At 72.2% G+C, this 6,054-nt stretch carries 7 protein-coding genes and 1 pseudogene; 5 read left to right on the forward strand and 3 right to left on the reverse strand.

The genetic code is table 11. The annotated features are described in order from the left end of the window. Positions 1–404, reverse strand: a pseudogene (locus HY68_RS44885) (hypothetical protein); the annotation flags it as partial. A gap of 222 nt (positions 405–626) precedes the next feature. Between HY68_RS44885 and HY68_RS08160 the strand changes: the two are divergent. The 5 genes from HY68_RS08160 (at position 627) to cseC (ending at position 5,055) form a co-directional block, all read left to right on the forward strand. Beyond that, complete coding sequence (locus HY68_RS08160) at positions 627–1,547, forward strand: A/G-specific adenine glycosylase (protein ID WP_041986249.1); 921 nt, start codon at positions 627–629, stop codon at positions 1,545–1,547. Between the two features lie 217 nt (positions 1,548–1,764). Continuing rightward, entirely contained in the window at positions 1,765–2,301 is a 537-nt protein-coding gene (locus HY68_RS08165) for a SigE family RNA polymerase sigma factor (protein ID WP_041986253.1), read from the forward strand. After that, on the forward strand, positions 2,289–2,984 hold the full coding sequence (locus HY68_RS08170; RefSeq protein WP_041986255.1) for a hypothetical protein: 696 nt from the start codon (positions 2,289–2,291) through the stop codon (positions 2,982–2,984). The genes HY68_RS08165 and HY68_RS08170 overlap by 13 nt, the downstream gene beginning before the upstream one ends. An 18-nt stretch (positions 2,985–3,002) precedes the next feature. Then, positions 3,003–3,710 (forward strand): two-component system response regulator CseB, encoded by a 708-nt coding sequence (cseB, locus tag HY68_RS08175; RefSeq protein ID WP_041986258.1) that lies wholly within the window; start codon positions 3,003–3,005, stop codon positions 3,708–3,710. Positions 3,711–3,735: 25 nt separating this feature from the next. Then, a complete protein-coding gene (cseC, locus tag HY68_RS08180; protein ID WP_041986263.1) occupies positions 3,736–5,055 on the forward strand; it encodes a two-component system sensor histidine kinase CseC in 1,320 nt (439 codons plus the stop codon). 30 nt (positions 5,056–5,085) lie between these two features. On the opposite strand, the gene HY68_RS08185 is transcribed toward cseC, so the two are convergent. Both HY68_RS08185 and HY68_RS43575 read right to left on the reverse strand, forming a co-directional pair. Then, complete coding sequence (locus tag HY68_RS08185) at positions 5,086–5,532, reverse strand: VOC family protein (protein ID WP_041986266.1); 447 nt, start codon at positions 5,530–5,532, stop codon at positions 5,086–5,088. Positions 5,533–5,594: 62 nt separating this feature from the next. Further along, positions 5,595–6,054, reverse strand: a 460-nt coding sequence (locus HY68_RS43575) for an AraC family transcriptional regulator (RefSeq protein ID WP_198533231.1), incomplete at its 5' end; no start/stop codon positions are given.

Genomic DNA, 6,054 nt, shown 5'->3' on the forward strand with positions numbered 1-6,054 from the left:
GTGCCCGTACCGCCCGCCGCTGTCCCGCCGGCGCCGCCCGACCCCGTACCGCCGGGGGGCTGGGTCGCGCCGGGGCCCGTGCCGCCGCCGGACGTGCCCGACGTGTCGCCGTTCTTGTCGCCGTCACCGCCGCCGGTGTCACCGCTGCCGGTGCCGCCCGACTCGTCGCGCCCGCCCGGCTGTTCGCTGATGGCGGGTCCTGAGCCCGAGGGGCCAGGGGTGATCGAGGTCGCGGGGGCCGCGCCGCCGTTGTTGTCGTCGGGCTTCTTCTTCCCGCCGCCGCCCTGGGTGACGATCCACACGATCAGGAGCGCGAGCAGCGCAACCAGCGTCGCCGCTACTGCCCTCCGTCGCCAGTAGATGGAGGAGGGAAGCGGCCCGACCGGATTGCGCATAGATCCCACGGCGCAAACTGTACGAGAGATCAGGGCCAACTCCTGCCCCACATGCCGCTCGTCTCGGCAAGTTTTACGGATCATCATCCCGGGGTGGCGACCGGGGCACCCGCTTTCGTCCAGTACGTTCCCCGCCGCGCCGCCCGCCACGGCCCCCCGCCGCGTTCCCTCACCGCCGTGCGCGGGGCTGATCGCCCAGGGCCGCCGGAGCATGCCAGGATCGGTGCTGCCATGACTGTTACTCCTGCGACGACCGCCGCATCCCCCAGCCCGGACGACCCGGCCGCCCTGCACACTCCCGTCATCGCGTGGTTCGAGACGCACGCGCGCGACCTGCCCTGGCGCCGCCCCGAAGCGGGCGCCTGGGGCGTGATGGTCAGTGAGTTCATGCTCCAGCAGACCCCGGTGAGCCGGGTGCTGCCCGTGTACGAGCAGTGGCTCGCCCGCTGGCCGCGCCCCGCCGACCTGGCGGCCGAGCCCCCCGGCGAGGCGGTGCGCGCCTGGGGCAGACTCGGCTACCCGCGAAGGGCTCTGCGGCTGCACGGGGCGGCGCAGGCGATAACGGAACGGTACGGCGGTGACGTACCGCGCGAGCACGGGCAACTGCTCGCGCTGCCCGGCATCGGCGAGTACACGGCCGCCGCCGTCGCCTCGTTCGCGTACGGGCAGCGCCATGCCGTGCTCGACACGAATGTGCGCCGGGTCTTCGCCCGCGCCGTCACGGGTACGCAGTACCCGCCGAACGCGACGACGGCTGCCGAGCGCAAACTCGCCCGCGCGCTGCTGCCCGCCGACAGCGGCACGGCCGCGCGCTGGGCCGCCGCTTCGATGGAGCTGGGCGCCCTGCTCTGCACGGCGAAGAACGAGTCCTGCGAGCGCTGCCCGATCGCGACCGCCTGCGCCTGGCGGCTCGCGGGCAAGCCGGCCCACGAGGGCGCGGCGCGGCGCGGCCAGACGTACGCGGGCACCGACCGGCAGGTGCGCGGCAAGCTGCTCGCCGTGCTGCGCGAGGCCGTGACGCCGGTGGAGCAGCGGGTGCTCGACGCGGTGTGGGACGAACCGGTGCAGCGGGCGCGTGCGCTGGACGGTCTCGTCGCCGACGGACTGGTCGAACCGCTGGAGCACGGCAGGTACCAACTGCCGCAGAGGTAACCGAGGTACAGAGGTACAGAGGTAACAAGGACAGCGCCGCGTGGACCCGTGCCCGGTCCGGCCCCCCGCCGGTCGGGCATTTGTCCGGTCGTTACACAACCGATGGACAGCCGTGCGCCCGCCTATGGCTGACCCGCACAGCCCCGTGACAACAGCTCCGTAATTTCTGGTGTGGCAGAGAACGGCGGGGAAGGTCCAGGGGTCGGAGGCGGTTGGCATGGCGCACGGTGAGGTAATCGGTTTCGAGGAGTACGTACGGACACGGCAGGACGCCCTGCTGCGCAGCGCCCGGCGGCTCGTGCCCGATCCCGTCGACGCCCAGGACCTGCTGCAGACCGCGCTGGCGCGTACGTACCGCCGCTGGGACGGCATCGCCGACAAGTCGCTGGCCGACGCCTATCTGCGCCGCGTCATGATCAACACCCGTACCGAGTGGTGGCGGGCGCGCAAGCTCGACGAGATCCCCACCGAGCAGCTGCCCGACGCGAGCATCGAGGACGGCACCGAGCAGCACGCCGACCGGGCCCTGCTGATGGACATCCTGTCCGTGCTGGCACCCAAGCAGCGCAGTGTGGTCGTCCTGCGACACTGGGAGCAGATGAGCACGGAGGAGACCGCCGCCGCGCTCGGAATGTCTGCGGGTACGGTCAAGAGCACGCTGCACCGGGCGCTGGCCCGGCTCCGCGAGGAGCTGGAGAGCCGGCGGTGCGAAGAGGATCGTGAGGGACGGGGGCAGGAGAGGTGCGCGGCCTGAGAAGCGGATCGTTGGCGGCGAGCGGTACGGCACTGGCCGGGCTCGCCGCCTTCGGCCTGCTCACGACCGGTTGCTCGGCGGGCGGTACGGGCACGAGGGACGAGGGTCCCGCGGCGCCGGCGCCCCTGGAGCGCGGTGTGCCCACCCCGTCGGTCTCCGCGTCGCCACCCCCCAAGTCGGTGGACGCCGTGGCGCTGCTGCGCAGGGACCCGGCGGTCAGCGAGCGCGTCAAGGCCGGTCTGAAGCCGTGTGACAAGGACGCGTACCCGGTGGACACCTCGTACGGCGATCTCACCGGCAGCACCGCCCACTACGTGGTGGTCAACGTCATGACGTGCGGCGACGCGATGGGCGTCGGGACGTACGTGTACCGCGAGGACCCGGCCGACACCCTGACCGGCGGGTACCGGAACGTGTTCGCCGCCGAGGAACCCGCCGTCTACGCCACCATCGACCGGGGCGAGCTGGTCGTCACCCAGCCCGTGTACGCGAAGGGCGACTCGGTGTCGTACCCGTCGAGCGAGGACGTGGTGACCTACGCCTGGACGAACACCAAGTTCACCGAGCGCTACCGGGTGCGCAACAGCTACAGCAGGGCGGTCGGGGGCGGCGGTCTCGACGAACCGGAGCCCGAGCCCGAGTCCGAGTCCGGTTCCGGGCAGACCGTACCGAGCGAGAACTGAGAGCTGAGAGCCACGGCAATGGCCGACACCCATGTCCTGTTCGTCGAGGACGACGACGTCATCCGCGAAGCCACCCAGCTCGCGCTGGAGCGCGACGGCTTCGTGGTCACAGCGGTCCAGGACGGACTCGCCGGCCTGGACGCCTTCCGCAGCGACCGGCCCGACATCGCCCTGCTCGACGTGATGGTGCCGGGGCTCGACGGGGTCAGCCTGTGCCGGCGGATCCGCGACGAGTCGACGGTGCCCGTGATCATGCTGTCGGCGCGCGCCGACTCGATCGACGTGGTGCTCGGCCTGGAGGCCGGGGCCGACGACTACGTGACGAAGCCGTTCGACGGCGCCGTCCTGGTCGCCCGGATCCGCGCCGTGCTGCGCCGGTTCGGCCATGCCGGCGGACCCGCGCCCGGCCAGGACCGGCAGCCGGAGCCCGGCGCCAGGGGCGGCGTGCTGACGTTCGGGAACGTGGAGATCGACACGGAGGGCATGGAGGTCCGCAGGGCCGGCCGCCCGGTGTCGCTGACGCCGACCGAGATGCGGCTGCTGCTGGAGTTCTCCGCCGCGCCCGGCACGGTCTTCTCGCGTGACAGACTGCTCGAACGCGTGTGGGACTACGGCTGGGGCGGTGACACGCGCGTCGTGGACGTCCACGTACAGCGACTGCGCACGAAGATCGGCCAGGACCGGATCGAGACCGTCCGCGGCTTCGGCTACAAGCTCAAGGCATGAAGCGACTCCTGATGCGGCTCCTCATATGAAGCGACTCGCCCTGCGCACCGGGGTCCGGTGGAAGATCAGCATCGCCATCGCCGTCGTCGGCGCGCTCGTCGCGGCGGCGCTGAGCCTCGTGGTGCACAACGCGGCCCGTGTCTCGATGCTCGACAACGCGCGCGAGGTGCAGCTGGAGCGGCTGCTGTTCGCGCAGCGGATGTACGACACCACCAAGGACGCCAAGTTCAACACGAAGATCAACGATCCGGCGCTGCCCCGGGACCTCCAGGACAAGACGCGGCACGGCCGCCGCGCCACCTATGTCCAGGACACCGGCGGCGGCCCCGACGTCTGGGCGGCCGTCCCGCTCGGCAACGGCGCGGTGCTGTCGCTGCACAGCAGGTTCGCCGGACGGTCCACGGCGATCATGACGGACCTGGACCGCGCGCTGCTCATCGGCTCGGTCTCGGTGGTCTTCGGCGGCTGCGCGCTGGGCGTGCTGATCGGCGGCCAGCTCTCGCGGCGGCTGCGGAAGGCGGCGGCAGCGGCGGGCCGGGTCGCGCAGGGCAACACGGACGTACGGGTCGGTGACGCGGTCGGCGGGATCGTGCGCGACGAGACCGACGATCTGGCGGGCGCCGTCGACGCGCTGACCGACGCGCTGAACGAACGGATCGAGGCCGAGCGCCGGGTCACCGCCGACATCGCGCACGAGCTGCGCACGCCGGTGACGGGTCTGCTCACGGCGGCCGAGCTGCTGCCGCCGGGGCGCCCGACCGAGCTGGTGCGTGACCGGGCGCAGGCGATGCGGACCCTCGTCGAGGACGTCCTGGAGGTGGCCCGGCTCGACAGCGCCTCGGAACGGGCCGAGCTGCAGGAGATCGCCCTCGGCGAGTTCGTGGCGCGCCGGGTGGCGACGCTGGACCCCGCGGTGACGATCCGGCTGGTGCAGGACTCGTTCGTCAACACGGATCCGCGGCGGCTCGAACGCATCCTGGGCAATCTGCTGGCCAACGCGGCCAAGCACGGCGGTACGCCGGTCGAGGTGACCGTCGAGGGCCGGGTCGTCCGGATAAGGGACCACGGCCCGGGTTTCCCCGACGCGCTGCTGCGCGAGGGCCCCAGCAGGTTCCGTACGGGCGCGACCGACCGCGCGGGCCACGGCCACGGCCTGGGGCTGACCATCGCGGCCGGCCAGGCGCGGGTCCTCGGCGCACGGCTGACCTTCCGCAACGCCGGGCCCGAGAGCCTGGACGCCGAACCGGGCGAGCCGGGAGGCGCGGTCGCGGTGCTCTGGCTGCCGGAACACGCACCCACGAACACCGGCAGCTTCCCGATGATCAAATTCCCCGACCAGCCGTGACGCGCCCTCGCCGCCGTACCGCGACGGTGGCTAGGACCATTCCTTGTCGAGGTCCAGATCGCCGCTCCGCCGGGCCTGGGTGAAGGAGAACCAGTTGCCCGAATCGTCGCGCAGGATCGCCTCCGTGCCGTACGGGCGCTCCTGCGGCGGCTGCAGGAACTCGACGCCGCGCGCCTTGAGCGTCTCGTAGTCCCCGTGTATGTCGTCGGTGGCCAGCACACCCGCGCCGAGCACGCCCTTGGCGACGAGCTTCCTGACCGCCTCCGCCGACTCCTCGTCCATGGCGGGGGCGCCGGGCACCATCAGGGTGAGCGTCACGTCCGGCTGGTCCTTGGCGCCGACGGTGAGCCAGCGCATGCCGCCCTCACCCATGGTCATGTCGGTGCGCAGCTCGAAGCCGAGCTTCTCCGTGTAGAACTCCTTCGCCCTGTCGTGGTCCAGAACCCAGACGGTGGCGATGGCGAGACCCTTGATCATGACGCGCTCCTCGGATTCGGCGGTCCTGTACGGCCGTGCTGCCACCGTAGGCGCCGGGTCCGTCAGCCGGCTTCTTCAGAATTGCGGTCCCGGCCGGGGAACCCGCCGGCCCACAGCATCGCGTAGCAGCCCGGTATCAGCGCGGCGCCGCGTCCCGCGTGCTTCGCGCGGTACTCACCGGGGGTGCACCCCGTCTGCCGCTTGAACAGCGTCGTGAAGCTGCCGAGACTGCCGAAGCCGACCAGCGCGCAGATCTCCGTCACGGTGAGGTTGGCCGACCGCAGCAGCTCCTCGGCGCGCTCGACCCGCCGGGCGGACAGATAGCGGCCGGGCGTCTGCCCGTAGACCGCCTTGAAGGCCCGCACGAAGTGGTAGCGCGAGTAGCCGGCGTGGGCCGCCACCGCGGCCAGGTCGAGCGGCTCGGCCCAGTCCCGGTCCATGGCGTCCTTGGCCCGGCGCAGCTGCCGCAGATGGGCGAGATGCGCGAGCCCCGGCGCCGTACCCGCGCCCACCCCCACCCCC

This window comes from Streptomyces sp. AcH 505, from assembly GCF_000818175.1.
Taxonomy (GTDB): domain Bacteria; phylum Actinomycetota; class Actinomycetes; order Streptomycetales; family Streptomycetaceae; genus Streptomyces.